The organism is Pseudomonas sp. P20 (genome assembly GCF_016463925.1).
In the GTDB taxonomy this organism is placed as follows: Bacteria; Pseudomonadota; Gammaproteobacteria; order Pseudomonadales; family Pseudomonadaceae; genus Pseudomonas; species Pseudomonas aeruginosa.
In genome coordinates this window covers 342,956-358,158 of sequence record NZ_JAEMVM010000003.1, presented here as the reverse complement: position 1 = coordinate 358,158, position 15,203 = coordinate 342,956, and the positions used below count along the sequence as shown (strand labels likewise).

The window sequence follows — 15,203 nt, the reverse complement described above, 5'->3', positions numbered from 1 at the left end:
CGCGCCTCCCGCCTTGGCCTGGGGCCCGCAGCCTGGAACCGTTTCCAATGTCCGAGCTTTACCAACACCGCGCGCGCAAGCGCTTCGGCCAGAACTTCCTGCACGATGCCGGGGTGATTCACCGCATCCTCCGTGCCATCCATGCCCGCGAGGGTCAGCGCCTGCTGGAGATCGGCCCGGGCCAGGGCGCCCTGACCGAGGGACTGCTGGGCAGCGGCGCACGCCTGGACGTGATCGAGCTCGACCAGGACCTGATCCCCCTGTTGAAGCTGAAATTCGGCCTCGAGTCGCGCTTCAGCCTGCACCAGGGCGACGCCCTCAAGTTCGATTTCGCCTCGCTGGTGGAGAGCGGCGAGAAGCTGCGAGTGGTCGGCAACCTGCCCTACAACATCTCCACGCCACTGATCTTCCATCTGCTGGAGCACGCGCCGGTGATCGAGGACATGCACTTCATGCTGCAAAAGGAAGTGGTGGAGCGCCTGGCGGCCACGCCGGGCGGCGGAGACTGGGGCCGGCTCTCGATCATGGTCCAGTATCACTGTCGGGTGGAGCACCTGTTCAACGTCGGCCCCGGCGCGTTCAACCCACCGCCCAAGGTCGACTCGGCCATCGTCCGTCTCACCCCCTTCGCCGAGCCGCCCCATCCGGCACGCGATCCGAAACTGCTCGAGCGGGTGGTCCGCGAGGCCTTCAACCAGCGCCGCAAGACCCTGCGCAACACCCTCAAGCCTCTCCTGAGCGTCGAGGACATCGAGGCCGCAGAGGTCGATCCGACCCTCCGTCCCGAACAACTCGACCTGGCCGCATTCGTCCGCCTGGCCAACCGGCTGGCCGAGCTGCCAGGCAATCGTTAGTCTGATGAGACACTCGTCAGGAATCAGGCAAGCCGTATGAGCGATACCCAGCACCAGGTCAACGTCAGGGTCGACACCCGCTACCTTCCGGAACAGTCCGCCCCGGAGCAGAACCGTTTTGCCTTCGCCTACACGGTGACCATCGAGAACCAGGGCGAGGTTCCGGCCCAACTGCTGTCGCGCCACTGGATCATCACCGACGGCGACGGCCGTACCCAGGAAGTTCGCGGCGCCGGCGTGGTCGGCGAGCAACCGCTGATCGCCCCCGGCGCGCAACACACCTACACCAGCGGCACGGTGCTGGCGACCCGGGTCGGCAGCATGCGCGGCAGCTATCAGATGCTCGGCAGCGACGGAATCGCCTTCGACGCCGCGATCCCGGTGTTTCGCCTGGCCGTACCGGGAGCGCTGCACTGATGGCGGTCTACGCGGTAGGCGACCTGCAGGGTTGCCTGGATCCCCTGAAATGCCTGCTGGAGCGCGTCGCCTTCGACCCGACCAAGGACCGCCTGTGGCTGGTCGGCGACCTGGTCAACCGCGGCCCGCAGTCCCTGGAGACGCTGCGCTTCCTCTATGCCATGCGCGAGTCGGTGGTCAGCGTCCTGGGCAACCACGACCTGCACCTGCTGGCGGTGGCGCACAAGTCCGAGCGCCTGAAGAAGTCCGACACGCTGCGGGAAATCCTCGAGGCGCCGGACCGCGAGCCACTGCTCGACTGGCTGCGTCGCCTGCCGCTGCTGCACTACGACGAACAACGCAAGGTCGCCCTGGTGCATGCCGGCATCCCCCCGCAGTGGAGCCTGGAAAAAGCCCGCCTGCGCGCAGCCGAGGTGGAGCAAGCATTGCGCGACGACCAGCGCCTGCCGCTGTTCCTCGACGGCATGTACGGCAACGAGCCGGCCAAGTGGGACAAGAAGCTGCATGGCATCGACCGCCTGAGGGTGATCACCAACTACTTCACCCGTATGCGTTTCTGCACCGAAGATGGCAAGCTCGACCTGAAGAGCAAGGAAGGCCTCGACACCGCGCCGCCCGGCTACGCCCCCTGGTTCAGCTTCCCTTCGCGCAAGACCCGCGGTGAGAAGATCATCTTCGGCCACTGGGCGGCCCTCGAAGGCCACTGCGACGAGCCCGGCCTGTTCGCCCTGGACACCGGCTGCGTCTGGGGCGCGCGGATGACCCTGCTGAACGTCGACAGCGGCGAACGCCTGAGCTGCGATTGCGCCGAACAGCGCGCGCCGGCCAGACCCGCCGCCACGCCCGCATGAATCCCCGGCGTCCGGTGGACGCCCTGTACACAGGTACCCCGACATGAGCGACACCTTCCAGCGCATCGCCCCCGAACAGGCCCGCCAGCTCCGCGAAAACGGCGCCCAGGTGGTCGACATCCGCGACCCGCAGAGCTTCGCTGTCGGCCACATCAGCGGCTCGCGGCACATCGACAACCACTCGGTGGCGGACTTCATCGCCGCCGCCGACCTCGACGCTCCGCTGGTGGTGGTCTGCTACCACGGTAACTCCAGCCAGAGCGCCGCCGCCTATTTCATCCAGCAGGGCTTCAGCGACGTCTACAGCCTCGACGGCGGCTTCGAGCTATGGCGCAGCGTCTATCCCGCGGATACCAGCAGCGGCGAAGCGGAGTAGGCCGCGCCGCTACCCCGCCAAAAAAACTGTAACTTCTCTCGCCTTTCTTCCTTTACTCCGTCCAGAACGAACTATTCTTTTCCTCAGGCCATCCAAAACAGGGGAGAGCCGGCACACCGGCTTCCGGGCCATCGGCTGTGACCGTTAGGAGCGCTGGCGGAAAGGGAAGCACCGTGCAGCGACGGAGTCTGGGGGATTCTCGCCGGCCTGGCTGGCGGCCCCCCCGCACCCGCACGACCGATCCCGCGCCGGCTCACTGCATCGAGCGAGGAGACGTCATGAGCATTTTCAGTCACTTCCAGGAACGCTTCGAAGCGACCCGCCAAGAGGAATATTCCCTCCAGGAATATCTCGACCTCTGCAAGCAAGACAAGACAGCCTATGCCTCTGCCGCCGAGCGCCTGCTGATGGCGATCGGCGAGCCGGAATTGCTGGACACCTCGGTGGACTCCAGGCTGTCGCGGATCTTCTCCAACAAGGTGATTCGCCGCTACCCGGCGTTCGCCGACTTCCACGGCATGGAGGAATGCATCGACCAGATCGTCGCGTTCTTCCGCCACGCGGCCCAGGGCCTGGAGGAGAAGAAGCAGATCCTTTACCTGCTCGGCCCGGTCGGCGGCGGTAAATCCTCCCTGGCGGAAAAACTCAAGCAACTGATGGAGAAGGTGCCCTTCTACGCGATCAAGGGCTCACCGGTCTTCGAGTCGCCGCTGGGCTTGTTCAACCCCGACGAAGACGGCGCCATCCTCGAGGAGGACTACGGCATCCCGAGGCGCTACCTGCGCTCGATCATGTCGCCCTGGGCAACCAAGCGCCTCAACGAGTTCGGCGGCGACATCAGCCAGTTCCGCGTGGTCAAGCTGTACCCCTCGATCCTCAACCAGATCGCCATCGCCAAGACCGAACCCGGCGACGAGAACAACCAGGATATATCCGCGCTGGTCGGCAAGGTCGACATCCGCAAGCTGGAGGAATACCCGCAGAACGACGCGGACGCCTACAGCTATTCGGGCGCCCTCTGCCGGGCCAACCAGGGCCTGATGGAATTCGTCGAGATGTTCAAGGCCCCGATCAAGGTCCTGCACCCGCTGCTGACCGCGACCCAGGAAGGCAACTACAACAGCACCGAAGGTCTCGGCGCCCTGCCCTACAGCGGCATCATCCTGGCTCACTCCAACGAATCGGAATGGCACAGTTTCCGCAACAACAAGAACAACGAGGCCTTCATCGACCGCATCTACATCGTCAAGGTGCCGTACTGCCTGCGCGTGGCGGACGAGATCAAGATCTACGACAAGTTGCTGGTCAACAGCTCGCTGGCGCATGCCCACTGCGCGCCGGACACCCTGAAGATGCTCTCGCAGTTCTCCGTGCTGTCGAGGCTGAAAGAGCCGGAAAACTCGAATATCTACTCGAAGATGCGGGTATATGACGGCGAAAACCTGAAAGATACCGATCCCAAGGCCAAGTCGATCCAGGAATACCGCGACTCGGCCGGGGTCGACGAAGGCATGGCCGGGCTTTCCACCCGCTTCGCCTTCAAGATCCTCTCCAAGGTATTCAACTTCGACCCGCACGAGGTAGCGGCCAACCCGGTGCACCTGCTCTACGTCCTCGAACAGCAGATCGAGCAGGAACAGTTCCAGCCGGAAACCCGCGAGCGCTACCTGCGCTTCATCAAGGAATACCTGGCGCCGCGCTACGTCGAGTTCATCGGCAAGGAAATCCAGACCGCCTACCTGGAGTCCTACAGCGAATACGGTCAGAACATCTTCGACCGCTATGTGCTGTACGCCGACTTCTGGATCCAGGACCAGGAATACCGCGACCCGGAAACCGGCGAGATCCTCAACCGCGCCGCCCTCAACGAGGAACTGGAGAAGATCGAGAAACCCGCCGGCATCAGCAACCCGAAGGACTTCCGCAACGAGATCGTCAACTTCGTGCTGCGCGCCCGCGCCGGCAACAACGGCAAGAACCCGAGCTGGCTGTCCTACGAGAAGCTGCGCGTAGTGATCGAGAAGAAGATGTTCTCCAACACCGAGGACCTGCTTCCGGTCATCAGCTTCAACGCCAAGGCCAGCAAGGAGGACCAGCAGAAGCACAACGACTTCGTCAAACGCATGGTCGAGCGCGGCTACACCGAGAAGCAGGTCCGCCTGCTGTCGGAATGGTACCTGCGGGTTCGCAAGTCGCAGTAGTCTGCCATCGGTACGGTCGCTGCGACCGTACCGGTCGCCGTCGCATTCGGACCTCGGCGCCTCCGCTCCGGCGGGGCGCCACAGGCCCTGAGGAGCATTCATGAGCTACGTCATCGACCGGCGTCTGAACGGCAAGAACAAGAGCACGGTGAACCGCCAGCGCTTCCTGAGGCGCTACCGTGAACACATCAAGAAGGCCGTCGAGGAGGCCGTCAGCCGGCGTTCCATTACCGACATGGAGCACGGCGAGCAGATCAGCATTCCCGGGCGCGATATCGACGAACCGGTGCTGCACCATGGCCGCGGCGGGCGGCAGACCGTCGTCCACCCCGGCAACAAGGAATTCACCGCCGGCGAGCACATCGCCCGCCCATCCGGCGGCGGGGGCGGCCGCGGCGGCGGCAAGGCCAGCAACAGCGGCGAAGGCATGGACGACTTCGTCTTCCAGATCACCCAGGAGGAATTCCTCGACTTCATGTTCGAGGACCTGGAGCTGCCCAACCTGGTCAAGCGCCACATCACCGGCACCGACACCTTCAAGACCGTCCGCGCCGGCATCAGCAACGACGGCAACCCGTCGCGCATCAACATCGTCCGCACCCTGCGCTCGGCCCATGCGCGGCGCATCGCGCTGTCCGGCGGCAGCCGGGCCAAGCTGCGCGCGGCGCTGAAGGAACTGGAGCGGATCAAGCGCGAAGAGCCGGACAACCTCGGCGATATCCAGGAACTCGAGCTGGAAATCGCCAAGCTCCGCGCGCGCATCGACCGGGTGCCGTTCCTCGATACCTTCGATCTCAAGTACAACCTGCTGGTCAAGCAGCCCAACCCCACCTCCAAGGCGGTGATGTTCTGCCTGATGGACGTCTCCGGCTCGATGACCCAGGCGACCAAGGACATCGCCAAGCGCTTCTTCATCCTGCTCTACCTGTTCCTCAAGCGGAACTACGAGAAGATCGAAGTGGTGTTCATCCGCCACCACACCAGCGCCCGCGAGGTCGACGAGGAGGAGTTCTTCTACTCCCGCGAGACCGGCGGCACCATCGTCTCCAGCGCGCTGAAGATGATGCAGGAGATCATGGCCGAGCGTTATCCGACCCATGAGTGGAACATCTACGCCGCCCAGGCCTCGGACGGCGACAACTGGAACGACGACTCGCCGGTGTGCCGGGACATCCTCCTCAAGCAGATCATGCCGTTCGTCCAGTACTACACCTACGTCGAGATCACCCCGCGCGAACACCAGGCCCTGTGGTTCGAGTACGAGCGCGTGCGCGAAGCCTTCGAAGACAGCTTCGCCCAGCAGCAGATCGTCTCGGCATCGGACATCTACCCGGTGTTCCGCGAGCTGTTCCAGAGGAGGCTCGTCGCATGAGCAAGCGCCAGCCCATCGCCACCGGCTCGGAATGGACCTTCGAGCTGATCCAGCAGTACGACCGGGAAATCAGCAGGATCGCCGAGCGCTATGCCCTGGATACCTATCCGAACCAGATCGAGGTGATCACCGCCGAGCAGATGATGGACGCCTACGCCTCGGTGGGCATGCCGATCGGCTATAACCACTGGTCCTACGGCAAGCACTTCCTCAGTACGGAAAAGAACTACAAGCGTGGCCAGATGGGCCTGGCCTACGAGATCGTGATCAACTCCGATCCCTGCATCGCCTACCTGATGGAGGAAAACACCCAGTGCATGCAGGCGCTGGTGATCGCCCACGCCTGCTACGGGCACAACAGTTTCTTCAAGGGCAACTACCTGTTCCGCACCTGGACCGATGCCAGTTCAATCATCGATTACCTGGTGTTCGCCAAGCAGTACATCATGCAGTGCGAGGAGCGCTACGGGATCGACGCGGTGGAAGACCTGCTCGACTCCTGCCACGCCCTGATGAACTACGGTGTCGACCGCTACAAGCGTCCTTACCCGATTTCCGCGGAAGAGGAGCGGCAGCGGCAGAAGGAGCGCGAGGAACTGATCCAGCGCCAGGTCAATGACCTCTGGCGGACCATCCCGCGCGTCGGCGGCAAGGACAAGGAACAATCCATGGCGCGCTATCCGAGCGAGCCGCAGGAGAACATCCTCTACTTCATCGAGAAGAACGCGCCGCTTCTGGAGCCCTGGCAGCGCGAGGTGATCCGCATCGTGCGCAAGATCGCCCAGTATTTCTACCCGCAACGCCAGACCCAGGTGATGAACGAAGGCTGGGCGACCTTCTGGCACTACACGCTGCTCAACGACCTCTACGACGAAGGCCTGGTCAACGACGGCTTCATGATGGAGTTCCTGCAATACCACACCAGCGTGGTCTACCAGCCGTCCTTCGACAGCCCCTATTACAGCGGCATCAACCCCTACGCCCTGGGCTTCGCCATGTACCGCGACATCCGCCGCATCTGCGAGGAACCTACCGACGAGGACCGCCGCTGGTTCCCGGATATCGCCGGCAGCGACTGGCTGGCCACGCTGAAGTTCGCCATGAAGAGCTTCAAGGACGAAAGCTTCATCCTGCAGTTCCTCTCGCCCAAGGTGATTCGCGACCTGAAGCTGTTCAGCATTCTCGACGACGACCAGAAGGACGACCTGCTGGTCGCGGCGATCCACGACGAAGCCGGCTACCGCACCATCCGCGAGACCCTGGCGGCGCAGTACAACCTCGGCAACCGCGAGCCGAACATCCAGATCTGGAACGTCGACCGTCGCGGCGACCGCTCGCTGACCCTGCGCCACCAGCAGTTCGACCGCCAGCCGCTGAGCGATTCCACCGCCGACGTGCTCAAGCACCTGCATCGCTTGTGGGGCTTCGATATCCACCTGGAGACCCTACAGGGCGACCAGCTCGTGCAGACCCACCACATGCCGCCCAAGGGCGCCAGCGAGGGCGAGGAAGGCTACCCGCGTTTGGACCTGATCATCCCGCCCATTTGATCGGTTGACGTCCGCCCCGACCGCCGGCCAGCATGCCGGCACGGTCGGGCCGCCCACAGCAGAACAAGAAGCCGGCCGTCCACGGGAGCCGCCATGCGCCTGTTCGCCATCGTCCTGCTCTGCCTCGTCCTGGCCACCTGCGCCAGCCACATCCCCAGCGCCCGGGTGACCCATCCGGCCAGCGCCGGACTGCCCGGCCTGCAAGGTTTCCAGTTGATGCCGCCGGAACAGGCGGTCGACGCCCTTCCCTACCGCAACCGCTATCCGCTGATAAACGCAGAGCTGCGCCAGGGACTGGCGGCCCACGGCTACCACGAGAGCGCCACCCCGCAATTCCGCGTCTACTACTGGCTGGCGCTGCGCGACGCACCGCTGGAATTCCGCCCCGACCTTCCGCCCACCTCCGGCATGGGGCCTTATCTGGCGATCCACCGTCTGCGCGACGAAACCGGGACATTGCGCGTGCGCCTGGTCGACCTGGAGGAGCGCGTTCTCTGGGAAGGTATGGTAAGCACCGGCCTCAGCCCCGCCAGGGCCAATCCGGAACAGCTCGAACTGGCGGTCAGCGCCCTGCTCCGGCAGCTTCCACGCGCCCGCTAGGACACCCTGGGGTAGACTTCCGCCTATCACGCGGAGGATTCCCATGCAGATTTACAAGGTCGGCGGCGCCGTGCGCGATCGCCTTCTCGGCCGTCCGGTCACCGATATCGACTGGGTGGTGGTCGGTGCCAGCAGCGACGAGATGCTCGCCCGCGGCTACCGCCCGGTGGGCGCCGACTTCCCGGTCTTCCTTCATCCGCAGAGCGGCGAGGAATACGCCCTGGCGCGCACCGAGCGAAAGAGCGGGCGCGGCTACGGCGGCTTCACCTTCCATGCCAGCCCCGAGGTGACCCTGGAGGAAGACCTGACTCGCCGTGACCTGACCATCAACGCCATGGCCGAGGACGAACAGGGCCGGGTAATAGACCCCTACGGCGGCCAGGCCGACCTCGAGGCGCGCCTGCTGCGCCACGTTTCCCCGGCGTTCGCCGAGGATCCCCTGCGGGTCCTGCGCGTAGCGCGCTTCGCCGCCCGCTACGCCGGCCTGGGCTTCCGGGTCGCCGCCGAAACCCTCGCCCTGATGCGCCAACTGGCGGAATCCGGCGAGTTGCAGGCGCTGACCCCGGAGCGCAGTTGGAAGGAAATTTCCCGAGCCCTGATGGAACCCAACCCCGAGGTCTTCATCCAGGTCTTGCACGACTGCGGCGCCCTGGCCGAACTGATCCCGGAAGTCGAGGCGCTATTCGGCGTACCGCAGCCGGCGGCCCACCATCCGGAAATCGATACCGGCGTCCATGTCCTGTCGGTATTGCAGCAATGCGCCCGCCACCGGCAGCCGCTCAGCGTACGCTGGGCCTGCCTCCTGCACGACCTGGGCAAGGGGCTCACCAGCGAAGCGGACTGGCCCCGCCATATCGCCCACGAGGCTCGCGGCGTGCCGTTGATCGATGCGGTGAACCAGCGCTTCAGGGTGCCGCGCGACTGCCAGGAACTGGCGCGCCTGGTGGGCGAGTACCACACCCACGCCCATCGGGCGCTGGAGCTGCGCCCGAATACACTGCTGGAGCTGTTGCAGAGCTTCGACGTGTATCGCCGCCCGCAGCGTTTCGAGGAGTTCGTCGCCGCCAGCGAGATGGACGCACGCGGCCGCCTCGGCCTGGAACAGCGGGACTATCCGCAGGCCGCCTACCTGCTCGGCGCGGCGCAGGCAGCGCGGGCAGTCAGCGTGAAGCCGCTGGTGGAAAAGGGCTTGAAGGGCGCGGAACTGGGCGAGGCGCTGAAGCGTGCGCGCCTCGCCGCACTCAAGGCCTACAAGGAAGAACGCGGAAAGGCCTGAAGCAGCGCTTCGGGAGTCAACGCCTGGCCACGCCATTCGAATGGCGCCGGCCAGAGCTTCTGCTGGATCCTCGTCTCGCGCCAGAGATCGCCCAGCGGCTGGCGGGCGACCGGATGCTCCAGGTTCGGCGCCAGCTCGGACAAGGGCCAGAGCACGAAAGCGTTCTTCAGCACTTCGGCGCGCGGCAGCACCAGGCCATCGAAATCGCCCACCAGGTCGCCGTAGAACAGCACGTCGATATCCAGCGGCAGTCCCTTGCGCTCTGGCGCATAGCGGCCATTGTCGGCCTCGATGTGCTTGAGTCGCAGGCTCAGTTCGGCCAGCGGCAGATCGGTGCGGGCAGACACCACCAGGTTGAAGAACGGCCCGCTCTTGATACCCACCGGCTCGCTCTCGAATACCGGCGAACAACGCAGGTCATGAAGGAAAGCGGCCAGCGCATCGAGGCCGGCATGCAGATGGCGCTCACGCTCGACATTGCTGCCGAGGCCGAGGTAGACCGGGATCAGCGACATCCGCGTTCGATCTCCACGCCAACGCCACGGGCCGCCGGCACCGCGCCGGGCTTGGTCACGCGGATGCGCAGCCAGGGAATGCCGCGCTCGCCCATCAGTACCTCGGCGAGGCGCTCGGCGAAGGTTTCCACCAACTGGAAATGCGATTCCCGGGCGAACTCCTGCACCCGCTCGGACAACGCGGCATAGTCCAGCGCCAGGGCGAGATCGTCGCCCGCGGCGGCCGGACGGTTGTCCCAGCCCAGGGTCAGGTCCAGGCGCAGGCACTGACGGATGCCGCGCTCCCAGTCGTACACGCCGATGACGGTATCGACCTCCAAGCCTTCGATAAAAACTCTGTCCACTTCGCTACCCGCTCCAAGGGATGCCACGACAAGCGTGCGCCGCCCCGTTAGAATCGAGGACATCCTCGTCCTCGGTGGAATCCATGGTCTGGCTACTGGCGATCCTCGCCTACCTGCTCGGTTCCCTCTCCTTCGCCGTCCTGCTCAGCCGCTGGTTCGGCACCCAGGACCCGCGCGCCAGCGGTTCCGGCAACCCCGGCGCGACCAACATGCTGCGCGTCGCCGGGAAGAAACTCGCCATCCTGACCCTGCTCGGCGACGTCGGCAAAGGCCTGCTGCCGGTGCTGGTCGCCCGCTGGCTGGGGCTCGGCGTGATGGAGGAGGCCTGGGTCGGCATCGCCGCCGTGATCGGCCACCTGTACCCGCTGTACTTCAACTTCCGCGGCGGCAAGGGTGTCGCCACCGCCGCGGGCATGCTCCTCGGCCTCTATCCGCCGGCCGTACTGCTGGCCGCGGCGGCCTGGCTGCTGACCTTCAAGCTGTCGCGCACCAGCTCGCTCGCCTCGCTGGTGGCCACCCCGCTGACCCTGCCGTTGCTGGCCTGGCAGCAGCCCGGAGCGCTGCTGCCGATGACCGTGCTGACCGGCCTGATCGTCTGGCGGCACCGCGCCAACTTACGCGATCTGTTCGCCGGCCGCGAACGGCATTTCTAATCCATAAAAGGAAAAAACTTCATGCAGTCTGGCCCAGCTGCGTCATCGACACCTGCCTGACTGCGACCTGGCGGCCACTCAGACCGCCGGCAGCGACTCCATCGGCCAGCGCGGCTGGACGCTGATCGCCGGGCCGTCATGCTGGCCGGCGAGCAGGCGCTGGCAGCCGGCGTAGGCGATCATCGCGCCATTGTCGGTGCAGAAGCGCGGGCGGGCGTAGAACACCTGCCCCTTCATTTCGCCGAGCATCTTTTCCAGGCCGCTGCGCAGCGCCTGGTTGGCGCTGACGCCGCCGGCGATCACCAGGTTCTTCAGGCCGGTCTGCTTCAAGGCGCGACGGCACTTGATCAGCAGGGTCTCGACCACCGCGGTCTGGAACGCCAGGGCGATGTCGCAGCGGGTCTGCTCGCTGTCGTCGCCGGCCTCGACGCAACGCTGCCAGGTGTTCAGGGTAAAGGTCTTGAGCCCGCTGAAGCTGAAGTCCAGGCCGGGGCGATCGGTCATCGGCCGCGGGAACACGAAGCGGCCAGGAGTGCCGAGCTCCGCCAGGCGGGCGATTTCCGGACCGCCGGGATAGCCCAGGCCGATCAGCTTGGCGGTCTTGTCGAAGGCTTCGCCGGCGGCATCGTCCACCGATTCGCCAAGCAACTGGTAGCGACCGATGCCGTCCACCCGCACCAACTGGGTGTGACCGCCGGAAACCAGCAAGGCGACGAACGGGAACTGCGGTGGCTGCTCTTCCAGCATCGGCGCCAGCAGGTGCCCTTCCATGTGGTGCACGCCGACCGCCGGCACGCCCCAGGCGAAGGCCATCGCCTGGGCACAGGAAGCCCCCACCAGCAGGGCGCCGACCAGGCCGGGGCCGGCGGTATAGGCGATCGCGTCGATATCCGCCGGCGTGCAGCCGGACTCGTCGAGCACCTGGCGGATCAGCGGCAGCATGCGCTTGACGTGGTCGCGCGAGGCCAGCTCGGGCACGACGCCGCCGTAGACGCGATGGAGGTCGATCTGACTGAACAGCGCGTCGGCCAGCAGGCCGCGTTCGCTGTCGTAAAGGGCGACGCCGGTTTCGTCGCAGGACGTTTCCAGTCCCAGCACGCGCATGGGCTTGAGCCTTAGAGCTTGGCAAATACGAAGCCGCGCATGATAATCGGCGGCTTTGCGCCAGACCAGTGTTTTTCGATCGGAGGCTTTGCATTCCTCCGGCCGAACCGTTAATATCCGCAACCCTTGAAAACCGACGTATCCGCGCCACCTTGCCGGAGTACGTTCAACCCCCGGTAATCAGTGAAGGTACGACCTGGATGCCAGCCGTCAAAGTAAAAGAGAACGAACCCTTCGACGTAGCCCTGCGTCGTTTCAAGCGCTCCTGCGAAAAAGCAGGTGTACTGGCTGAAGTTCGCAGCCGCGAGTTCTACGAGAAGCCCACTGCCGAGCGCAAGCGCAAGGCCGCTGCCGCAGTGAAGCGCCACGCGAAGAAAGTACAGCGCGAACAGCGCCGTCGCGAGCGCCTGTACTGATCCACTCGACGCCCACGCGTCAGTGATCGTGCCTCAGCCCGGCCCCGGCCGGGCTTTCGGCTTTCCGCCATGAGCGAAATCAAATCCCGCCTCCTCGACGCCGTCAAGGTCGCCATGCGCGCCCAGGACAAGCCGCGGCTGACCACGTTGCGCCTGGCCCTCGCGGACATCAAGCGCGTCGAAGTCGACGAACGCATCGAGGTGGATGACGCCCGAGCCCTGCTGATCCTCGACCGGATGATCAAGCAGCGCCGCGACGCCCAGCGCCAGTTCAGCGACGCCGGCCGCCAGGACCTCGCCGAGGTCGAGGCTGCCGAGATCCTCGTGCTCCAGGACTTCATGCCCAAGCCCCTGGACGACCATGAGATCGACGCCCTGATCGAGCGCAGCATCGTCGACAGCGGCGCCCAGGGTCCGCAGGACATGGGCAAGGCGATGAACCTGCTGCGACCGCAGGTCCAGGGTCGCGTCGACATGGCACAGGTCAGCCAGCGCCTGAAGGCGCGCCTCTCCTCCTGAAACACCGCGCCGGCCTGATCGGCCCGGCGATAATTGCTATGCTGCCGCTCTGCGCCCACGCGCCGTCGTTTTCGAGAACACCATGGCCGGCCTGATACCGCAAAGCTTCATCGATGACCTGCTGAACCGCACCGACATCGTCGAGGTGGTGAGTTCACGCATCCAACTGAAGAAAACCGGCAAGAACTACAGCGCCTGCTGCCCGTTCCACAAGGAAAAGACTCCCTCGTTCACCGTCAGCCCGGACAAGCAGTTCTACTACTGCTTCGGCTGCGGCGCCGGCGGCAACGCGCTCGGCTTCGTCATGGACCACGACCAGCTGGAGTTCCCCCAGGCGGTCGAGGAACTGGCCAAGCGCGCCGGCATGGACGTGCCGCGCGAGGAACGCGGCGGACGCGGGCACACGCCGCGCCAGCCGACCGACTCGCCGCTCTACCCGCTGCTCAGCGCCGCCGCCGAGTTCTACAAGCAGGCGCTGAAAAGCCACCCCGCGCGCAAAGCCGCGGTGAACTACCTGAAGGGCCGCGGCCTGACCGGCGAGATCGCCCGCGACTTCGGCCTCGGTTTCGCCCCGCCCGGCTGGGACAACCTGCTCAAGCACCTGGGTGGCGACAACCTGCAACTCAAGGCCATGCTCGACGCCGGCCTGCTGGTGGAGAACAGCGACACCGGCAAGCGCTACGACCGCTTCCGCGATCGCGTGATGTTCCCGATCCGCGACAGCCGCGGGCGGATCATCGCCTTCGGCGGCCGGGTGCTCGGCGACGACAAGCCGAAGTACCTGAACTCCCCGGAGACTCCGGTCTTCCACAAGGGCCAGGAACTCTACGGACTCTACGAGGCCCGGCAGAAGAATCGCGACCTCGACGAGATCATGGTGGTCGAGGGCTACATGGATGTCATCGCCCTGGCCCAGCAAGGCATCCGCAACGCGGTGGCGACCCTCGGCACGGCGACCAGCGAGGAACACATCAAGCGCCTGTTCCGCCTGGTACCGAGCATCCTGTTCTGTTTCGACGGCGACCAGGCCGGGCGCAAGGCGGCCTGGCGCGCCCTGGAGTCGGTGCTGCCGAACCTGCAGGACGGCAAGCGCGTGCGCTTCCTGTTCCTCCCCGAGGGCGAGGACCCGGACAGCCTGGTACGCGCCGAGGGCGAGGATGCCTTCCGCGCACGCATCACCCAGCAGGCCCAGCCGCTGGCGGAGTACTTCTTCCAGCAACTGATGCTGGAGGCCGACCCCGCCACCCTGGAAGGCAAGGCCCACCTGGCGACCCTCGCCGCGCCGCTGCTGGAGAAGATTCCCGGGAACAACCTGCGCCTGCTGATGCGGCAACGTCTGTCGGAAATCACCGGCCTGTCCGGCGAAAACATCGGACAACTGGCGCACCACAGCCCGCCACCGTCGTCCATGGATCACGGAGCGAGCGGCGCCTTGGACGGCGACGACTATTTCGCCGCCAGCGCCTACTACGAGAACGAGCCCTCCCATGCGCCGTTCGACGCTGCGCCAGGCTATGGCGAGGCGCAACCGCGCAAGAGCTGGAACAAGGACAAGAAGCCCTGGGACGGCAAGAAGTGGGATGGCAAGAAGAAGTGGGACAAAGGCGGCCGCGGCGACTTCAAGACTCCGCAACGAACGCCGGTCAGCGTGGAGTCCACCACCCTCAACGCCCTGCGCACCTTGCTGCATCATCCGCAGTTGGCCTTGAAGGTCGACGATGCGGGCACCCTCGCCAGGGAGCAGGATACCTACGCCCAGTTGCTGGTGTCCCTGCTGGAAGCCCTGCAGAAGAACCCGCGGCAGAGCTCGATGCAACTCATCGCGCGCTGGCACGGCACGCCCCAGGGCCGCCTGCTGCAGGCCCTGGGCGAGAAGGAGTGGCTGATCGTCCAGGAGAACCTTGAAAAGCAGTTCTTCGACACCATTACTAAACTCTCCGAGAGCCAGCGTTTCGGCGAGCGGGAGGAGCGTTTACGCAGCGTCATGCAGAAGAGCTACAGTGAACTGACCGATGAAGAGAAAGCCTTGCTCAGAGAGCACTACAGTGTTGCCGCTTCATCGCCTTCCCAGAGCTGAACTGGCGCCTCAGCCCAGGCATCAGGTATAATCCTCTGCTTATTTTTTGCCCGCCAAGACCTTCAGTGGATAGGGTGT

General features: G+C 65.2%; 16 protein-coding genes. 13 read left to right on the top strand and 3 right to left on the bottom strand.

Annotated elements, in window-relative coordinates; translation table 11 throughout:
- Positions 1-47 precede the first annotated feature (47 nt).
- From rsmA to JHD77_RS05840, 9 genes are all read left to right on the top strand, one after another.
- Positions 48-854 (top strand): 16S rRNA (adenine(1518)-N(6)/adenine(1519)-N(6))-dimethyltransferase RsmA, encoded by an 807-nt coding sequence (gene rsmA / locus JHD77_RS05880; protein WP_003099569.1) that lies wholly within the window; start codon positions 48-50, stop codon positions 852-854.
- Positions 855-890: 36 nt separating this feature from the next.
- Entirely contained in the window at positions 891-1,271 is a 381-nt protein-coding gene (gene apaG, locus JHD77_RS05875; protein WP_003085085.1) for a Co2+/Mg2+ efflux protein ApaG, read from the top strand.
- A complete protein-coding gene (locus tag JHD77_RS05870; RefSeq protein WP_003099572.1) occupies positions 1,271-2,122 on the top strand; it encodes a symmetrical bis(5'-nucleosyl)-tetraphosphatase in 852 nt (283 codons plus the stop codon). Before apaG ends, JHD77_RS05870 begins: the two co-directional genes overlap by 1 nt.
- A gap of 43 nt (positions 2,123-2,165) precedes the next feature.
- The gene (glpE, locus tag JHD77_RS05865; RefSeq protein ID WP_003099577.1) at positions 2,166-2,498 is read left to right on the top strand and encodes a thiosulfate sulfurtransferase GlpE; all 333 of its coding nucleotides are present in this window, start codon (positions 2,166-2,168) and stop codon (positions 2,496-2,498) included.
- 278 nt (positions 2,499-2,776) lie between these two features.
- Positions 2,777-4,699 (top strand): PrkA family serine protein kinase, encoded by a 1,923-nt coding sequence (locus JHD77_RS05860; RefSeq protein WP_003085078.1) that lies wholly within the window; start codon positions 2,777-2,779, stop codon positions 4,697-4,699.
- A 100-nt stretch (positions 4,700-4,799) separates the two neighbouring features.
- Positions 4,800-6,071, top strand: a complete 1,272-nt coding sequence (locus tag JHD77_RS05855) for a YeaH/YhbH family protein (protein ID WP_003099579.1) — start codon at positions 4,800-4,802, stop codon at positions 6,069-6,071.
- Positions 6,068-7,621 (top strand): SpoVR family protein, encoded by a 1,554-nt coding sequence (locus tag JHD77_RS05850; protein WP_003099581.1) that lies wholly within the window; start codon positions 6,068-6,070, stop codon positions 7,619-7,621. Before JHD77_RS05855 ends, JHD77_RS05850 begins: the two co-directional genes overlap by 4 nt.
- 93 nt (positions 7,622-7,714) lie before the next feature.
- Positions 7,715-8,221, top strand: a complete 507-nt coding sequence (locus JHD77_RS05845; protein ID WP_023088786.1) for a DUF4136 domain-containing protein — start codon at positions 7,715-7,717, stop codon at positions 8,219-8,221.
- A 43-nt stretch (positions 8,222-8,264) separates the two neighbouring features.
- Positions 8,265-9,497, top strand: coding sequence for a multifunctional CCA addition/repair protein (locus JHD77_RS05840; RefSeq protein ID WP_003099584.1), 1,233 nt, complete (start codon positions 8,265-8,267; stop codon positions 9,495-9,497).
- On the opposite strand, the gene folK is transcribed toward JHD77_RS05840, so the two are convergent.
- Positions 9,470-10,012, bottom strand: a complete 543-nt coding sequence (gene folK, locus JHD77_RS05835) for a 2-amino-4-hydroxy-6-hydroxymethyldihydropteridine diphosphokinase (protein WP_003099585.1) — start codon at positions 10,010-10,012, stop codon at positions 9,470-9,472. The two genes, JHD77_RS05840 and folK, sit on opposite strands and share 28 nt — an antisense overlap.
- Positions 10,003-10,356 carry a dihydroneopterin aldolase gene (gene folB, locus JHD77_RS05830; RefSeq protein WP_003099587.1) on the bottom strand — a complete coding sequence of 118 codons (354 nt, stop codon included), beginning with the start codon at positions 10,354-10,356 and terminating at the stop codon, positions 10,003-10,005. Before folB ends, folK begins: the two co-directional genes overlap by 10 nt.
- 83 nt (positions 10,357-10,439) lie before the next feature.
- On the opposite strand from folB, the gene plsY reads away from it, so the two are divergent.
- Complete coding sequence (gene plsY, locus JHD77_RS05825) at positions 10,440-11,009, top strand: glycerol-3-phosphate 1-O-acyltransferase PlsY (RefSeq protein WP_003085061.1); 570 nt, start codon at positions 10,440-10,442, stop codon at positions 11,007-11,009.
- Positions 11,010-11,087: 78 nt separating this feature from the next.
- Here the strand turns inward: plsY and tsaD are convergent, their stop codons facing one another.
- Positions 11,088-12,113 carry a tRNA (adenosine(37)-N6)-threonylcarbamoyltransferase complex transferase subunit TsaD gene (tsaD, locus tag JHD77_RS05820; protein ID WP_009875776.1) on the bottom strand — a complete coding sequence of 342 codons (1,026 nt, stop codon included), beginning with the start codon at positions 12,111-12,113 and terminating at the stop codon, positions 11,088-11,090.
- Positions 12,114-12,313: 200 nt separating this feature from the next.
- Here tsaD and rpsU point away from each other — a divergent pair, with 200 nt between their 5' ends.
- The 3 genes from rpsU to dnaG all read left to right on the top strand — a co-directional run bounded on the left by rpsU (position 12,314) and on the right by dnaG (position 15,125).
- A complete protein-coding gene (rpsU, locus tag JHD77_RS05815) occupies positions 12,314-12,529 on the top strand; it encodes a 30S ribosomal protein S21 (RefSeq protein ID WP_003085057.1) in 216 nt (71 codons plus the stop codon).
- Between the two features lie 69 nt (positions 12,530-12,598).
- Entirely contained in the window at positions 12,599-13,048 is a 450-nt protein-coding gene (locus JHD77_RS05810; RefSeq protein WP_003085042.1) for a GatB/YqeY domain-containing protein, read from the top strand.
- A gap of 82 nt (positions 13,049-13,130) precedes the next feature.
- Complete coding sequence (dnaG, locus tag JHD77_RS05805) at positions 13,131-15,125, top strand: DNA primase (protein ID WP_003118894.1); 1,995 nt, start codon at positions 13,131-13,133, stop codon at positions 15,123-15,125.
- Positions 15,126-15,203: the final 78 nt, after the last annotated feature.